Origin of the sequence: Streptomyces sp. NPDC086147, assembly GCF_040702165.1 — a bacterium.
Taxonomy (GTDB): Bacteria; Actinomycetota; Actinomycetes; order Streptomycetales; family Streptomycetaceae; genus Streptomyces.
Genome location: NZ_JBFBJO010000007.1, coordinates 42,354 through 56,723, shown reverse-complemented (window position 1 = coordinate 56,723; position 14,370 = coordinate 42,354). Strand labels below are relative to the sequence as shown.

At 74.3% G+C, this 14,370-nt stretch carries 15 protein-coding genes; 5 read left to right on the top strand and 10 right to left on the bottom strand.

Features of this window, described 5'->3' with window-relative positions; genetic code table 11:
* Positions 1-50: 50 nt before the first annotated feature.
* Together AB0398_RS17495 and AB0398_RS17490 are read left to right on the top strand one after the other, a co-directional pair.
* Positions 51-536 (top strand): MarR family winged helix-turn-helix transcriptional regulator, encoded by a 486-nt coding sequence (locus AB0398_RS17495; protein WP_366375994.1) that lies wholly within the window; start codon positions 51-53, stop codon positions 534-536.
* A gap of 114 nt (positions 537-650) precedes the next feature.
* Positions 651-2,126 carry an MFS transporter gene (locus tag AB0398_RS17490; RefSeq protein WP_366375992.1) on the top strand — a complete coding sequence of 492 codons (1,476 nt, stop codon included), beginning with the start codon at positions 651-653 and terminating at the stop codon, positions 2,124-2,126.
* On the opposite strand, the gene AB0398_RS17485 is transcribed toward AB0398_RS17490, so the two are convergent.
* From AB0398_RS17485 to AB0398_RS17475, 3 genes are read right to left on the bottom strand one after another with little or no spacing between them, the layout of a single operon-like run.
* The gene (locus AB0398_RS17485; RefSeq protein ID WP_366375990.1) at positions 2,113-4,179 is read right to left on the bottom strand and encodes an ATP-binding domain-containing protein; all 2,067 of its coding nucleotides are present in this window, start codon (positions 4,177-4,179) and stop codon (positions 2,113-2,115) included. The two genes, AB0398_RS17490 and AB0398_RS17485, sit on opposite strands and share 14 nt — an antisense overlap.
* Before the next feature lie 40 nt (positions 4,180-4,219).
* Positions 4,220-4,888: a TetR family transcriptional regulator gene (locus AB0398_RS17480; protein WP_366375988.1), complete on the bottom strand. Its 669-nt coding sequence runs from the start codon at positions 4,886-4,888 to the stop codon at positions 4,220-4,222.
* Positions 4,885-5,745, bottom strand: coding sequence for a TetR/AcrR family transcriptional regulator (locus tag AB0398_RS17475; protein ID WP_366375986.1), 861 nt, complete (start codon positions 5,743-5,745; stop codon positions 4,885-4,887). Before AB0398_RS17475 ends, AB0398_RS17480 begins: the two co-directional genes overlap by 4 nt.
* Positions 5,746-5,966: 221 nt before the next feature.
* On the opposite strand from AB0398_RS17475, the gene AB0398_RS17470 reads away from it, so the two are divergent.
* Positions 5,967-6,932 (top strand): ATP-binding cassette domain-containing protein, encoded by a 966-nt coding sequence (locus AB0398_RS17470; RefSeq protein ID WP_366375984.1) that lies wholly within the window; start codon positions 5,967-5,969, stop codon positions 6,930-6,932.
* Positions 6,925-7,680 (top strand): ABC transporter permease, encoded by a 756-nt coding sequence (locus AB0398_RS17465; RefSeq protein ID WP_366375982.1) that lies wholly within the window; start codon positions 6,925-6,927, stop codon positions 7,678-7,680. The genes AB0398_RS17470 and AB0398_RS17465 overlap by 8 nt, the downstream gene beginning before the upstream one ends.
* Before the next feature lie 51 nt (positions 7,681-7,731).
* Here AB0398_RS17465 and AB0398_RS17460 read toward each other — a convergent pair whose 3' ends face one another.
* Both AB0398_RS17460 and AB0398_RS17455 read right to left on the bottom strand, forming a co-directional pair.
* Complete coding sequence (locus tag AB0398_RS17460; protein ID WP_366375981.1) at positions 7,732-8,976, bottom strand: GNAT family N-acetyltransferase; 1,245 nt, start codon at positions 8,974-8,976, stop codon at positions 7,732-7,734.
* A 129-nt stretch (positions 8,977-9,105) separates the two neighbouring features.
* Positions 9,106-9,705 carry an ABC transporter substrate-binding protein gene (locus AB0398_RS17455; protein ID WP_366375979.1) on the bottom strand — a complete coding sequence of 200 codons (600 nt, stop codon included), beginning with the start codon at positions 9,703-9,705 and terminating at the stop codon, positions 9,106-9,108.
* 129 nt (positions 9,706-9,834) lie between these two features.
* On the opposite strand from AB0398_RS17455, the gene dtd reads away from it, so the two are divergent.
* The gene (gene dtd, locus AB0398_RS17450; RefSeq protein ID WP_366375977.1) at positions 9,835-10,260 is read left to right on the top strand and encodes a D-aminoacyl-tRNA deacylase; all 426 of its coding nucleotides are present in this window, start codon (positions 9,835-9,837) and stop codon (positions 10,258-10,260) included.
* A gap of 4 nt (positions 10,261-10,264) precedes the next feature.
* Here dtd and AB0398_RS17445 read toward each other — a convergent pair whose 3' ends face one another.
* From AB0398_RS17445 to AB0398_RS17425, 5 genes are all read right to left on the bottom strand, one after another.
* Positions 10,265-11,245, bottom strand: a complete 981-nt coding sequence (locus tag AB0398_RS17445) for a folate-binding protein (RefSeq protein WP_366375975.1) — start codon at positions 11,243-11,245, stop codon at positions 10,265-10,267.
* A gap of 82 nt (positions 11,246-11,327) precedes the next feature.
* Positions 11,328-11,774 (bottom strand): transcriptional repressor, encoded by a 447-nt coding sequence (locus AB0398_RS17440; RefSeq protein ID WP_366375973.1) that lies wholly within the window; start codon positions 11,772-11,774, stop codon positions 11,328-11,330.
* A gap of 62 nt (positions 11,775-11,836) precedes the next feature.
* Positions 11,837-12,409, bottom strand: coding sequence for an FABP family protein (locus tag AB0398_RS17435; RefSeq protein WP_366375971.1), 573 nt, complete (start codon positions 12,407-12,409; stop codon positions 11,837-11,839).
* 243 nt (positions 12,410-12,652) lie between these two features.
* Positions 12,653-13,549: a hypothetical protein gene (locus AB0398_RS17430; protein ID WP_366375970.1), complete on the bottom strand. Its 897-nt coding sequence runs from the start codon at positions 13,547-13,549 to the stop codon at positions 12,653-12,655.
* Positions 13,546-14,364, bottom strand: a complete 819-nt coding sequence (locus AB0398_RS17425) for a hypothetical protein (protein WP_366375969.1) — start codon at positions 14,362-14,364, stop codon at positions 13,546-13,548. The genes AB0398_RS17430 and AB0398_RS17425 overlap by 4 nt, the downstream gene beginning before the upstream one ends.
* Between the last annotated feature and the right edge of the window lie 6 nt (positions 14,365-14,370).

Below are 14,370 nucleotides of genomic sequence, written 5' to 3'. Positions count from 1 at the left end.
CTCCGCTTCTCGACGATCCGTCACGGATCGTTCCTCGCTACCCTGGCCGCATGACCTCCATGGCCCCCGCCCGCACCGAGCCCGACCTCTCCTACCTCCTCGACCACACCAGCCACGTCCTGCGGACCCGGATGGCGGCCGCGCTGGGCGAGATCGGGCTCACCGCCCGCATGCACTGCGTCCTGGTGCACGCCCTGGAGGAGGAGCGCACGCAGGCACAGCTCGCCGAGATCGGGGACATGGACAAGACGACCATGGTGGTGACCGTCGACGCCCTGGAGAAGGCCGGGCTCGCCGAGCGGCGGCCGTCGAGCACGGACCGGCGGGCGCGGATCATCGCCGTGACCGGGGCGGGGGCGGAGGTCGCGGCGGAGAGTCAGAGGATCGTCGACCGGGTGCACGACGAGGCCCTCTCCTCGCTCCCCGACGACGAGCGCGCGGTCCTGCTCCGCGCCCTGGACCGCCTGGCCACCGGCCATCTGGAGACCCCCGTCGAGAGCCCGAGGCCCACCCGCAGGGCCCGTCAGCGCGGGTGAGCGGCCCCGGGCCCCGTTCCGCGCACCCCGCGACCTCCTCCCGTAAAAAACAGTCTGCAACAAAACCTTCTGCTAACGTCTCTCCTGTCGCCTTCCTCCGACAGGAGAGTTCCCATGCGCACGCCCACACCCGCCACCCCCTCCCGCCGCCTCGCCCTCGGCGTCCTCGCCACCGGCCTGCTGATGACGGTCCTCGACGGCAGCATCGTCACCGTCGCGATGCCCGCCATCCAGGGCGATCTCGGCTTCACCCCCGCCGGCCTGAGCTGGGTCGTCAACGCCTACCTGATCGCCTTCGGCGCGCTCCTCCTCCTCGCCGGCCGCCTCGGCGACCTGATCGGCCGCCGGAAGATGTTCCTCGCGGGCACCGCGCTCTTCACCGCCGCCTCGCTCCTCGCGGGGGCCGCCGACTCCCCCGGCGTCCTCGTCGCCGCCCGCTTCCTCCAGGGCGCCGGCAGCGCGATGGCCTCGGCCGTCGGCCTCGGCATCCTCGTGACCCTCTTCACCGGGGAGCGCGAACGGGCCCGCGCCATCGCCGTGTTCAGCTTCACCGGGGCCGCCGGCGCCTCCCTCGGCCAGGTCCTCGGCGGCGTCCTCACCGATGCCCTCGCCTGGAACTGGATCTTCCTGATCAACCTGCCCATCGGCGTCGCGACCCTCCTCACCGCCCTCCGCGCCCTCCCCGCCGACCGGGGCCTCGGACTCCGCGCCGGCGCCGACGTCAGCGGCGCGCTGCTCGTGACCTCCGGGCTCACGGCCGGGATCTACGCCGTCGTCACGATCGAGGAGTACGGGGCCGGTTCGGCGCACACCCTCGGCTTCGGGGCCCTCTCCGCCGCCCTCCTGGCCGGCTTCCTCGTCCGCCAGGCGAAGGCCGCGCACCCGCTCATGCCCCTGCGGATCCTCCGCTCCCGCAGCGTCGCCGGCGCGAACGCCGTCCAGATGCTGATGGTCGCCGCGCTCTTCTCCTTCCAGATCCTCGTCGCCCTCTACCTGCAGAAGGTCCTCGGGTACGGGGCCTCCGCGACCGGCTTCGCGATGCTGCCCGCCGCGCTCGTCATCGGAGCCGTCTCGCTCGGCGCGTCCGCCCGGCTCATCGCCCGCTTCGGCGAGCGGAACGTCCTGCTCACCGGGATCGTGCTGCTCGTCGGCGTCCTCGGCCTGCTGACCCGCGTCCCCGTCCACGCCTCGTACGCCGTCGACCTGCTCCCCGTGATGCTGCTCGCCGCCGGGTTCGGCCTCGCGCTGCCCGCCCTCACCTCGCTCGCCATGGCGGGCGCCGAGGAGTCGGACGCGGGTCTGGCCTCCGGGCTCTTCAACACCACCCAGCAGATCGGCATGGCCCTCGGCGTCGCGGTCCTCTCCACCCTGGCCGCCGCCCGCACCGAGTCCCTCGCCGGGGCCGGGCGGCCCGCCGCCGAGGCCCTGACCGGCGGCTACCACCTGGCCTTCGGCGTCGGCACCGGCCTCCTGCTCGCGGCCCTGGCCGTGGCGGCCCTCGTCCTGCGGAACCCGGCGGCACGGAGGCCGGAGCCACGCACGGAGCCCCGCGCCGAGCCCCGGACCGGAGCCGAACTCACCGCGCCGTAGCGGGGACCGGCTCCCGCAGGCACTCCGGAAGCTCCTCCGCGTGCACGAGCGTCAGGCGTGACACGGCCCGGGTGAGGGCCACGTACAGCAGGTTCGCGCCGCGCGGCCCGGAGGCCGCGACGGCGGCCGGTTCGACCACCACGACGTGGTCGAACTCCAGGCCCTTGGCGAGCGAGGCGGGCAGCACGGTCACCCGCTCCGACGCCGTCACCGCGTCCGAAGCCGACGCCGCGTCCGAAGCCGTCACCGTCACCGCGCCGGAGACCGCCACCGCCTCCGCCGCCTTCCCCACGAAGCCGTCCGTCGCGATCACCCCCACCGAGCCCTCCGCCGCGAGCGCGTCCCGCACGGCCGTGCGGATCCCGGACGGGAGGTCCGCCGTCCGGTGGACGGTCACCTCGCCGTCCGGGCGCGCCGACCGGCCCGCCGGGACGTCCGCGTCCAGGTGCGGCAGGAGCCGGTTGGCGAGGTCCACGATCGCCGCCGGGACCCGGTGGCCGAGCGTCAGGGGCACCACCCGCGCCTCCGGCTTCCCCAGGTGGGCCAGCTGCGCGCCCCAGTCGCGGGCGGCCCACGGCGTGGTGCCCTGGGCCAGGTCCCCGAGGACGGTGAGCGAGCCGAACGCGGTGCGGCGGGCGACGGCCCGGCACTGCATGGGCGAGAGGTCCTGGGCCTCGTCCACGACGACGTGGCCGTAGCCCCCGGGGTGCTCGACGAGGCCCGCGAGCTCGTCGAGGAGGACGAGGTCGGCGGCGGTCCAGCGGGCCGTGCGGTACGAGCGCGGAGGCCGCTCCCAGCGGATCGCGTCGCGCTCGGCGGCGGTCAGTTCCACCGCGCCGCCCGGATCGGCGAGCAGTTCCGCGAGGACCTCCTCCGGGACCGCCTTCGGCCAGCACGCGTCCAGGAACGCCGTCACCGGGCGCGACCGCTCGATCCGGCGCGCCCAGGCCGTGCCCCTCGGCCCCGACCGGCGTTCGGCGCGCTCCCGGAGGGCCCGGACGACCCGGGCGAGGACCCGCTCGCGGCCCGTGGCGTAGGGCGGGGCCTCCTCCCGTACCGCCGTGACGACCTCCGCGAGCGCGGCGGCCGGGAGGCGCCAGTGGTACGCGCCGTCGGGGACGGCCAGGTCGTCCGCCGGGGCCGGGTCGACGCGGGCGTACAGCGCGCGGCGCAGCACCTGAGCCATCCGGGCGTCGTGCTTGACCCGGGCCGCCGCACCGCCGTCCTCGGCGCGTACCGGGTGGCGGGCGATCTCCTCGTCCAGGGTGGTCTGGCGGATCCCGGTCTCGCCGAGCGCGGGCAGCACCTCCGCGATGTACGCGAGGAAGGTCCGGTGCGGGCCGAGGACGAGGAGGCCGGAGCGGCGGATGCGCTGCGGGTGGGTGTAGAGCAGGTACGCGGCCCGGTGCAGGCCCACGGCGGTCTTGCCGGTGCCGGGCGCGCCCTGTACGCACAGCGAGGCGGCCGGGTCGGAGCGCACGAGGTCGTCCTGCTCGGGCTGGACGGTGGCGGCGATGTCCCGCATGGGGCCGGTCCGGGGCCGTTCGATCTCCCGGGCGAGCAGGATCCCGGCCGCCCCTCCCCCGCCGTCCGTCAGGTGCTCGTCCTCCAGGGCCGTCAGGTCCTCCGACGCGCCGAGGCCGTTCGGGGCCCAGCCGAAGCGGCGGCGGCGCAGGACGCCCTGCGGGTCGTGGGCGCCGGCCTGGTAGTAGGCGCGGGAGACGGGGGCGCGCCAGTCGATCACGAGCGGCGGGGCGGCGGGGTCCTCCGCGATCCGGCGGCGGCCGATGTGGTGGGTCCGGCCGTCCTCGTGGTCGAGGCGGCCGAAGAACAGCGGCCCCGGCGGCTGTTCGCCCATCTCCCTGGCCCGGCCGCGCAGATGGCGGCCGAGGGCTTCGGCGTCGGCGCCGGACGCGGCGGTGTCCTCGCCGGTGACGACCTGCCCGGCCGCGTCCTCGGTCATGCGGGCCAGGGCGGCGCGGCAGGCCTCGTGGTGGGAGCGCTCGCGGGCGAGCTCGGATTCCGGGTGCGCGGAGGTGTCCGGTGACGTCATTCCGACGACCCTAACGGAAAACGTTACCAGGTTACATTTTTTACTTGGTCAGGTCTTCACTCCGTACGGAAGCCCCGCCCGCTCCGTACGGAAGCCCCTCCCGCAGCGTCCCGAACGCCCGCCCCGCCTCCGCCACCGCGTCCGCCGCCACCGCGTCCGCCGTCTCGCCGCCCGCGATCCGGACGACGTTCCGGTCCGCGAGGACCCGGAGCACGGCCACGACCTGCCCGGCGGCGAGCCGCGCCACCAGGGGGTCGCCGCCGAGCGCGCCCGCGAGGGCCTCCTCCGTACCGGCCCGGTACGCGTGGAGGCGGGCGAGCAGCGCCGGGGTGCCGTAGAGCAGGCGGTGGTACGCCAGGACCTCGGGCGCGTCGCAGAGCCCGGTGACCGGATCGCGCCGCTCCAGGCCGTCGAGCAGGTGCGCGCACAGGGCGTCGAGCGGGGCCGTGCCGGTGGCGCGCCCCGCCTCCACCACGCGGGCCGGCTCGTCCTGGTGGTCCGCGAACCGGTGGAGGACCAGGTCCTCCTTGGCCGGGAAGTACCGGAAGAGCGTCGGCTTCGAGACCTCGGCGGCGGCGGCCACCTCCGCGACGGAGACCCCGTCGAACCCGCGCTCCAGGAAGAGCGCGACCGCCGTGTCCGACAGGACCTGCCGGGTGCGGGCCTTCTTGCGCTCGCGGAGGCCGGGGGCCGGCGGCTCCCCCGTCACGACGCGGTCCCCCCGCCCGCCACCAGGACCGCGACCCCGTCCAGGATCCGGTCCAGGCCGAAGCGGAACTCGCCCTCCGGTTCGTCGGCGACGTCGAGGACGCCCGAGTGCAGCATCCGCGTCACCGCCGGGTACTCCTCCGGGTCCGCGAGCCGCCGCAGGGTGCGGGCGTACCGGGCCATGACCTCCTCCGGCGGGTCGTCGCTCGCGGCGACCACGGCGGCGAGGTCGGCCGTCAGGACGGCCTCGTTCTTCACGTAGCCGGACACGAGCAGGGTCACCGAGAGCACGGCGCCGTCGTCCAGGCCCGTCCCCTCCAGGGCGACGAGGGCCCTCTCCCACCAGGCGACCATGTTCGGGGTCGCGGGCGGACCGGCGACGGGGACCCGCAGCAGCCAGAGGTTGCGGTGGTAGACCTCGCGCATCGCCCAGGCCCAGGCCGCCAGCGCCTCGCGCCAGTCGGTGCCGGGCGGGGGGAGTTCGGGCGGGGCGCCGGTCGCGGCCTCCTGCATGAGGACGTACAGCTCGCTCTTGGCGGAGACGTACCGGTAGAGCGACATGGTGGAGACGCCCAGCTCCTTGGCGACCCGGCCCATGGAGACGGCGTCGAGCCCCTCGGCCGAGGCGAGGGAGACGGCCGCGCCGACGATCCGGTCCAGGGTCAGGCTGGGCCTGGGCCCCTTGGAGGGCCGCTCCCGCACCCCCCAGGCCGCCTCGATCGCGGGCGGCAGGAAGGACCCGCCGCCGACCGGACCGCCCGCCGGGCCACCGGCACGGCCGCCCGACCGCCCGACCGCCCGGGCGGCCCCCCGATCACCCTCCCGCTCGCCTTCCCGGCCGCTCTCGCCGTCCGCCATGACCTTCCGCCTCCGCACCTCGTCCGCCTCGCGGGCCGCGCCCGGCCCGCACAGCCCGTACAGCCTGCACGGCCCGTACAGCCCGCACGAACCGGCCCCGCGCCGACCCCACGCTTGACGCCCATCCTAGTAATGCGTAACCCTTACACGGTAACGCGTAAGGGTTACGCATTACCGGCGCGGCGCTCCGCCGTGCCCTCCACGAGCCCAGGGAGCACGCCATGCCTCCGGCCATCGAAGCCACCGGCCTGTCCAAGAGCCACGGCGCCGTCCGCGTCCTCGACGCCCTCGACCTGCAGGTCGCCGAGGGGTCCGTCTTCGCCCTCCTCGGCCCCAACGGCGCCGGGAAGACCACCACGGTCCGGATCCTCGCCACCCTCACCCGGCCCGACGCCGGCCACGCGCGCGTGGCCGGGCACGACATCGTCACCGAGCGCTCCCGGGTCCGCCGCGCGATCAGCCTCACCGGCCAGTACGCCGCCGTCGACGAGACCCAGACCGGCGCCGAGAACCTGCGGACCGCGGCCCGGCTCTCCGGGCTCTCCCGCCCCGCCGCCGCCCGCCGCACCGCCGAACTCCTCGAACGTTTCCGCCTCACCGAGGCCGCCGACCGGCTCACCAGGACCTACTCGGGCGGCATGCGCCGCCGCCTCGACCTCGCCGCCGGCCTCGTCCGCGACCCCGGCACCACCCGGGTGATGTTCCTCGACGAACCCACCACCGGCCTCGACCCGCGCAGCCGCCAGGAGCTGTGGGAGGCCGTCCGCGAGCTCTCCGCCGCCGGCACGACCGTCTTCCTCACCACCCAGTACCTGGAGGAGGCCGACCGGCTCGCCGACCGGATCACCGTCCTCGGCGCGGGCCGCACCCTGGCCACCGGCACCGCCGCCGAGCTCAAGTCGCGCTACGCCGGACACCGGCTCGACCTCGTCGCCCGGGACCGGGATGCCTATCTGCGGCTCGCGTCCGCCGCGGCCCCCGTCACGACCGCCCCCGAGACGCTCGCCCTCGGCCTCCCCACCGACGGCAGCGCCGCCCACGTCCGCGGACTCCTCGACGTCCTCGACCCGGAGCGCCGGGACATCGCCCGCTTCGCCCTCCACACGGCCACGCTCGACGACGTCTTCCTCGCCCTCACCGACACCACCGCCCTCCCCGTGAACGACAAGGAGCCCAGCCGTGTCTGACGCCCTCTCCGCCGCGAGCGTCCTCGCCGGCCGCGGCATCCGGATCAGCCGCCGCAACCTCGACGCCGTCATCACCTCGATGATGCTGCCGATCATGCTGATGCTGGTCTTCGTCTACTTCTTCGGCGGAGCCATCGACACCGGCACCCGGTACGTGACCTACGTCGTCCCCGGCGTCCTCGTCCTCTGCGCCGGGTTCGGCGCGGCGAGCACCGCCGTCAGCGTCAGCGAGGACATGCGGCTCGGGGTCGTCGACCGCTTCCGCACCCTCGACATCGGCGGTGCGCCGTTCCTCGCCGGGCACGTCGCCGCCACCGTCACCCGCAACGCGCTCTCCACCGCCCTCGTGCTCGGCGCGGCCTTCGCCATCGGCTTCCGCCCGGCCGGGACCGCAGCCGGCTGGCTCGCGGCGATCGGGCTGCTGCTCGCCTGGATCACCGCCGTCTCCTGGCTGTCGGCGGCGCTCGGACTCGTCACGAAGACGGCGGAGGCGGCCGGGGCCATCACCTTCTTCATGATGTTCCTGCCGTACCCGAGCAGCGCGTTCGTCCCGATCGAGACCATGCCGAGCTGGCTGCACGGCTTCGCCGAGCACCAGCCGGTGACCCCGCTCATCGAGTCGATGCGCGGCCTGCTGCTCGACCGGCCGGCCGGTGACGCGCCGTGGATCGCGCTGGGCTGGTGCGCGGGCCTGCTGACCCTGGCGCTCGCCGCCTCCGGCTTCCTCTTCCGCCTCCGTACCCGCTGAAGCCCCGGGAACGACTGAAGCCCCGGAAACGGCCGAAGTCCCGGGAACGGCTCAGAAGATGTCGGGCGAGAACGGGCGCAGCGCGGTGCGGAACAGCAGCTCGGCGCGGGCCGCCGCGCCGGGCACCGCCTCCTCGACGCGCCCGAGCCGGGCCAGCCGTACCGCCGAGTGGTCGCCGAACGCCAGCGTCCCCAGCTCGGCGACGCCGAGGACGAGGTCGGCGGACGCGTCCGTACGGACGCAGGAGGCGCCCTCCGGCGAGGCGTCGAGGCGGAAGCGCCCGCCCGCGAGGCCGTCCGCGTCCCGCACCTCCAGGACGAGGGAGTCCTCCACCGGGTACGCGCGGCCCTCCAGGAGCCGGACCACGTCCAGGACCCGCACCCACAGCATGTCCGTGTGGGACACCGTCCTCGCCGCGCGCGGGTCCGGCAGGAGCTCCGGCAGCGGGTCGTCCGGCACGCGGTAACCGGAGCGGACGGTGGTGATCCAGTCGACCGAGCAGAGGTAGAGCCACAGGGCGCGCTCGGCGGCCGGGGTGACGGCGACCAGGTCCCGCACGGTCGCGGTGTTCACCGGCTGCTTGCCGTCGTTCCACTTGTCGTCCGAGCGGTACGACACGAACCCCTCGGGCTCGCCGGACGCCGACCGGTACACCGCGTAGTACGGCTCCGTCCACGGGTCGATCTGGAAGCCGAGGCCGGTGCCCTGCGCCCAGAGCCGCTCAGTCCGGTCGGTGACCCCGGCCCGGACCCCGGCGAGCCGGCGGTGCAGCGCGGGCCCGATCTTGCGGATCTCGTCGCCGTCGCTCAGGTCCACGCGGCCGCCGTCCTCCGGGCGGCCCGAACGGCGCGGGTCGAGCCCGGCCCGCCGCAGGTCCACGCTCCACTCGGTGGCCCAGCTCGCCGGACCGAAGCCGAAGCGGCCGTAGATCGGGTACTCGGCGGCGATCAGGGTCGCGATCGCGTCGCCCCGCTCCTTCGCGGCGGCCAGGTCGGCGGCCATCATGCGGCTCAGCAGGCCCTGGCGCCGGTGCGTCGGCGAGACGGTCACCTGCGTGATCGCGTCGGCGGCGAGGCTGCCCCCGCCCGGCGTGCTGACCTCCTGCCGGAACGAGCGGAAGGTGGCGACGACCCGGTCCCGGTCGAACGCCCCGAGGGTCCGCGCCAGGTCCGTGTGCGGCAGCCGGTCGGCCGCGTCCCCGTCCGGTACGACGGGCGGACGGAGGAAACCGGTGCGCAGGGCCCGCAGCCAGTCGGGGAACTCGGACTCCGTCACCGCGCGTACGTCGACAGTCATCCTTCGACCCTACGCAGGGCCCCGGCGGACCCGCACCGGGTTTTCGGGCGCCCGGGAAGCGGCCCGGAAGCGACCCCCGGGGGCGGCCCCGCGGGCCCCGTCGAAGGCTTCGGAAGGCCCCGGAAGGCCTCAGGCCAGCAGGTCGTCGACCTGCGCCTCGCCCTCCCGGTACCGGCGGGCGATCTCCGCGCCGCAGTCGTCGGCCGTCCGCTGGAGCTGCTGCCGGCGCCGGGAGATCTGCTGCTCGTACCCCGCGAGCCGGCCCATCCCCGCGTGCAGTTCGTCGTCCGTGCGGGCCGTCAGGTCCGACAGCTCGACCTCGGACAGCATCTCGGCCGCGAGCCGCCGGTACTCCTCCCCGCGCGGCGTCGACAGCGTCACGTGCCGGGCCGAACTGCGGTGCCGCGAGGGCACGTCGGCGAGGATCTCCGAGAGCCGGTCGAGGACCGGCGCCTCCGGGTCGGTCCGGCGCGCCAGCTCGGCCCGCAGGATGTCGATCCGGCCCTGGAGCATCCGCCGCACGTAGCTCAGGTCGGCCTCGTCGCTCCGGGCGTCCCGGCGCAGCGCGCGCAGCTCGGGCAGCCTCAGCGTGCCGAGCTCCGGCTGCGCCCGGTCCGGCAGGGCGGGCTCGGAGATCCGCTGCGCGGGTGGCCGCGTCACGGAGGAGCGGCCGGTCCGCGTCAGCGGTACGGGACCGGGCGGCGTGGGCCCGGTGCCAGGTGCACTCATGAGTTTCGTCCCCTCGACCGGTGCGGAGCCGCACCGCCTGACAGGCATGGTGCCACTCCCACCCGTGCGCGTGCAGGCGCTCTGCACCCGTTCGGCCCCTCCCGCGTCCGGGTGGGTAGGTTGGGGCGCATGCGAGCAGTGGTGCAGAGGGTGGACGGCGCGCGCGTCGTCGTCGCAGGGGAGACCGTCGGTGAGATCGAGGGCGAGGGGCTGTGCGTCCTGGTCGGGGTGACCCATGACGACACCCCGGAGAAGGCCGCCCGATTGGCCGGAAAGCTCTGGTCCGTCCGGGTGCTGGACGACGAGAAGTCGTGCTCCGACGTGAACGCGCCGCTGCTCGTGATCTCCCAGTTCACCCTCTACGGAGACGCCCGCAAGGGCCGCCGCCCCACCTGGAACGCGGCCGCGCCCGGCCCGGTCGCCGAGCCCCTCGTGGACGAGGTCGTGCACCGGCTGCGCGAGCTGGGCGCGCACGTGGAGACGGGCCGCTTCGGAGCGGACATGCGCGTCTCGCTCACGAACCACGGCCCGTTCACGGTGATCGTCGAGGTCTGACGGCCTACGGCTCCACGACGGTCTCCTGCGCCGCCGCCGTCGTCCCGACGACCAGGGGCGCGTCCACGGGAACGTTCCGCTTCACCAGGGCCAGGGCGATCGGGCCCAGCTCGTGGTGGCGGACGGCGGTGGTCACGAAGCCGAGCTGGCGCCCGTCCTCGCCGTCGGAGGCGAGCCGGACGGGGGTGCCGTGGCCCGGCAGGAGCACCTCGCTGCCGTCCAGGTGCAGGAAGACCAGGCGGCGCGGCGGCTTCCCCAGGTTCTGCACCCGGGCGACGGTCTCCTGCCCCCGGTAACAGCCCTTCTGGAGGTGGACGGCGCTGCCGATGAGGCCGATCTCGTGCGGGATGGTCCGGTGGTCGGTCTCGAAGCCGAGCCGCGGCCGGTACGCCTCGACCCGCAGCGCCTCGTACGCGAGGATCCCGGCCGCCGGGCCGTGCGAGGCGGCGAAGGACTCCAGGCCCGTACGGGGCAGGAACAGGTCGCGGCCGTGCGGGGTCTCCCGTACGACGGCCCCCTCGGGGGCCTCGGCGATGGAGCCGGCCGGGAGGTGGACGACCGCGGTGTCCTCGGTGCGGTCGGCGACCTCCACCCGGTAGAAGAACTTCATCGACTCCAGGTAGGCGATCAGCTCGCCCTGGGTGCCCGGCTCGACGTGCGCCCACACCGTCTCGCCGTCGTCGACGAGGTAGAGGGCGTGCTCGATGTGCCCGTTGGCGGAGAGGACCAGCGCCTCGGTGGCCCGCCCGGCCGGCAGGTCGGTCATGTGCTGGGTGAGCAGCAGGTGCAGCCAGCTCAGCCGGTCGTCGCCGGAGACGGCGACGACGCCGCGGTGCGAGAGGTCGACGAAGCCCTCGCCCTCCGAGAGGGCGCGCTGCTCGCGGAACAGGTCGCCGTAGTGCGCGGCGACGCCCTCGTCGCGCCCTTCCGCGGCGACGGCGCCGGGCAGGGACAGCAGGGGGCTGGTCGTGGAATGTCGCTGCATGGGGAAAGCCTACGACTCCGTGTCCAGGGGGTGCCGGGCGTCCGGGCCTCGGCGGGCGTCCGGCGCCTGCCCGGCCCCGGGCCTACTCCCCCGCCGGGATCTCCTCGCGCTTCTTCGCGGCGCAGTCCCCGCACCGCCCGAAGATCGCGAAGTGCTTCATGTCCGTCTCGAAGCCGAAGGTCTCGCGGAGCTTCCCGGTGAACTCGGCTGCCACCTCGACGTCCGCCTCGATCACCCCGGAGCAGTCCCGGCAGACCAGGTGGAGGTGGTGGTGCCGGTCGGCGAGGTGGTACGTCGGGGCCCCGTGCCCCAGGTGCGCGTGGCTGACCAGCCCGAGCTCCTCCAGGAGCTCCAGGGTCCGGTACACGGTGGAGATGTTCACCCCGGAGGCCGTCCTGCGGACCTCGCAGAGGATGTCGTCGGGCGTCGCGTGCTCCAGCGCGTCGACGGCCTCCAGGACAAGCTGGCGCTGCGGCGTCAGCCGGTAGCCGCGCTGCCGCAGGTCGCTCTTCCAGTCGGTGCTCACCACGCCCCCCAGTGTAGGAGGGCGCGGCGCGCGACCCCAGGCCTTCGCCGGACGGAAGGGTCCGCTCAGCGGAAGAAGGCGATGCCGTCGTCCGGCATGTCGGGCAGGTTGCGGGCCATCTCCGCGACCTCCTCCGGGGTGACGACCTTCTTCAGGTGCGCCGACATGTACGGACGGAGCGGGACCTCGGGGGTCGCCTTCTCGCCCACCCACATCAGGTCGCTCTTGACGTAGCCGTACAGGCGCTTGCCGCCGCTGTACGGACCCGAGGCGGCCGTACGGGCGACGGCGTCCGTCGCCAGGTCGATCTGCGGCTTCTGGTCGGCGAGCTCGCCGTACCAGATCTCGACGATGCCCTGGTCACGGACCATGACGACCTCGACCTTGCGGTCCTTGTCGATCCGCCAGTAACCGCTCTCGCTCTCCAGCGGACGGACCTTGTTGCCCTCTTCGTCCAGGACCCAGGAGTGCGACTGGTACTCCAGGAAGTCCCGGCCGTCGTGGCTGAAGGTCACGGACTGGCCGAAGTTGCACTTCTCGGCGCCGGGGAAGTCGGAGACGCCCGCGCCCTCCCACGTGCCGAGCAGGAACGCGAGGGGGACGAGGTCCGGGTTGAGGTCGGACGGAATCTCGATCATGAGCAGCTCTGGCGTTCTCTAGAGGTGGATTACCGCTGGCCCTGGTACAGCTTCTTCACTGCCAGGCCCGTGAAGGCGAGCACGCCCACGCAGACCAGGACCAGCAGAGCTTCGAAGAAAAAGATCACGGGGTGCTCCTCGACTGAGGTGTGAAGGCGGAACGGGCCGGATCCCAGCTTAGTGGCCTGGGGTCCGGCCCACTCGGTGAGGTGGGTCTCGGCACGGGTTCCGCGCGGGGTGCGGTCAGCCGAGGAGCTGCGCCTGGAGGGCGACGGTCTGCTGGAACGGCACGGTGAGGGTCCCGCCCTTCCGGGTCTGGGTGACCACCCCGATCGTGTCCCCGGCCTGGATGTAGGCCCAGCGGGTCTGCTCGGAGCCGTACGGCTCCGTCTCCGCGTAGGAGTAGAGGGAGAGGTACGGCACCGCGATCTTCTGGAGGGACGCGTCGATCTCCGCGGCCTCGACGCCGAGCGGCATCCTGGTCGTCTTGGACACCCCCTCCATGGTCTCGTCCTTGAAGTCCTCCGCGAACGCCACCGACGCGAACCGCAGCAGGTGCACCCGGGTGGTCGTGCCGTCCGGCGTGGTCCAGCCGCGGGCGGCGACGTGCCGGAGCGCCGAGTCCGCCATGTACTCCCGCACCCCGGCCCGGTCCTTCTCGGGAAGGAGCGCGAGGTAGGAGTCGAGGCCGGTCCAGCCGCCGTTCAGCTTCGGGTCGGCCGTGGCGCCCGCCGGGGCGGGCAGCAGGAGCTCGCGCAGGTCGGCGTGGTGGATCTCGCCGTCGTTGCCCTCGGTCCACGGGCGCGGGGCGTCCTCGGGCAGCGCCGGGAGGGCGAGCTCCGGATAGTCCCAGCGGCCGTCGGACTCGGTCGCGAGGCCGGGCACGTCGGTGCGCTCCAGGGCGGTGATGCCCAGGGCCGTACCGGCGCCGACGCCGCCGCAGACGAGCACGGCGGCTGTCCAGCGGACGATGCCCCACAGGAGGGGCCGCCGGGACCTCTTCGGCGCGGGGGCGGGTACGGAGACGGACGCGGCCTCGGGGGCGGGTACGGGCTCCGGCGCGGGCGCGGGGACGGGCTCCGGCGCGGATGCGGGGACGGACGGTGCCGGCGGCGCCGGTGTCAGGGCCTGCTCGGTCATACGTACTCCCCCGGGGACGCGATGTGGTCGAGCTGCTGCTTCAGGAGGTCCGCCACGCGCGCCCCGTCGAACGGCTTGGCGCCCACCGCCTTGAGGGTGACCATGACCTCGGAGTCGTACGCGAGGCAGATCATCTCCTCCAGCGCCAGGGCCTGCTCCTTCTTGTTCAGCTCGTCGTTGTCGGGCGCGGTGTAGCAGACGGCGTCGCGGTGGTCCTTGACCTCGGGTCCCTTCGGGAACTCCAGGAAGTCCATGACCTCCTTGCGCAGCCGGTAGCTGTCCTTGACCCGCTTCCTGTCCTTCATCCGCGCGATCTGGAAGGAGACGACGACGTCGCGGCCGGGGTCGGCGAAGGTGCGGACCGCGATGCCCCCGATGCCGAGCTTGTCGACCCGCTTCTCGAACTCCCGGCGCTTCTTCCCGGAGAGCCCCTTGCCCCCCTGCTTCATCAGGGCGGTGGCCTCGGCGGCGCCGAGTTCGCCGTCGTTCCCGTACAGCTCCTCGTCGGGACCGAACTCGTACCCCTCCGGCAGCGGGAGGAGCAGCCTGCTCAGCGGGGTTCCGGCCCTGCCGCGCGCCAGGGCGGCGGCCGGGTCCTCGTCCCGCGCGGTCTTCTCCGGCGTGCCCCACACCTGCGTCGGCGCGGTGCGGTCGGCGGAGGAGACGGTCAGGGCGGTGTACGTGACGCCGCCGCCGATCAGGCCGAGGACGAGCACGGAGGGCAGGACGACGCCGAGGAGGATCCGGCGGGCGCCCCTCTTCCCCGGAGTCTCCGCCCGCTGCTCGCCCGCCTCTTCGGTCACGGGTTCGGTCACGTCGTT

Coding starts and splice junctions, on each gene's coding strand:
- AB0398_RS17495 (WP_366375994.1), top strand. CDS start 51: ATGACCTCCATGGCCCCCGCCCGCACCGAGCCCGACCTCTCCTACCTC.
- AB0398_RS17490 (WP_366375992.1), top strand. CDS start 651: ATGCGCACGCCCACACCCGCCACCCCCTCCCGCCGCCTCGCCCTCGGC.
- AB0398_RS17485 (WP_366375990.1), bottom strand. CDS start 4,179: ATGACGTCACCGGACACCTCCGCGCACCCGGAATCCGAGCTCGCCCGC.
- AB0398_RS17475 (WP_366375986.1), bottom strand. CDS start 5,745: ATGGCGGACGGCGAGAGCGGCCGGGAAGGCGAGCGGGAGGGTGATCGG.
- AB0398_RS17470 (WP_366375984.1), top strand. CDS start 5,967: ATGCCTCCGGCCATCGAAGCCACCGGCCTGTCCAAGAGCCACGGCGCC.
- AB0398_RS17460 (WP_366375981.1), bottom strand. CDS start 8,976: ATGACTGTCGACGTACGCGCGGTGACGGAGTCCGAGTTCCCCGACTGG.
- AB0398_RS17455 (WP_366375979.1), bottom strand. CDS start 9,705: ATGAGTGCACCTGGCACCGGGCCCACGCCGCCCGGTCCCGTACCGCTG.
- dtd (WP_366375977.1), top strand. CDS start 9,835: ATGCGAGCAGTGGTGCAGAGGGTGGACGGCGCGCGCGTCGTCGTCGCA.
- AB0398_RS17445 (WP_366375975.1), bottom strand. CDS start 11,245: ATGCAGCGACATTCCACGACCAGCCCCCTGCTGTCCCTGCCCGGCGCC.
- AB0398_RS17435 (WP_366375971.1), bottom strand. CDS start 12,409: ATGATCGAGATTCCGTCCGACCTCAACCCGGACCTCGTCCCCCTCGCG.
- AB0398_RS17430 (WP_366375970.1), bottom strand. CDS start 13,549: ATGACCGAGCAGGCCCTGACACCGGCGCCGCCGGCACCGTCCGTCCCC.